Source organism: Micromonospora sp. DH13 (assembly GCF_020873825.1).
Classification (GTDB): domain Bacteria; phylum Actinomycetota; class Actinomycetes; order Mycobacteriales; family Micromonosporaceae; genus Micromonospora; species Micromonospora haikouensis.
In genome coordinates, this window is the sequence record NZ_JAHWGR010000102.1 from 1 (window position 1) to 464 (window position 464).

The 464-nt window shown below is 67.9% G+C and carries 1 protein-coding gene; it reads left to right on the top strand.

The genetic code is table 11. From position 1 onward, the window contains the following. A partial coding sequence (locus LPA42_RS33430; RefSeq protein WP_228987150.1) for a polyketide synthase occupies positions 1 to 464 on the top strand: 464 nt, incomplete at both ends.

Here is a 464-nt window from a genome sequence, read left to right on the forward strand (position 1 = left end):
ACAAGCCCTCACCACCGCCGGCCTCACCACCGCCGACGTCGACGCCGTCGAAGCCCACGGCACCGGCACCAAACTCGGCGACCCCATCGAAGCCCAAGCACTCCTCGCCACCTACGGCCAGAACCGCAACCAGCCCCTCTGGCTCGGCTCCATCAAGTCGAACATGGGTCATGCGGCCGGAGCGGCCGGCGTCGCGGGCATCATCAAGATGGTCCAGGCCATCCAGCACGGGGTTCTGCCGAAAACCCTCCACGTCGACACGCCCACCCCCCACGTCGACTGGACCACCGGCAACGTGGCACTACTCACCAACACCCAGCCCTGGCCCGACCACGACCGGCCCCGCCGCGCCGCCGTTTCCTCCTTCGGCATCAGCGGCACCAACGCCCACATCATCCTCGAACAAGCACCACCAGCCACCACAGCCACCGACGCTCAGCCAGCAGACCAAGACACCCCCGTCA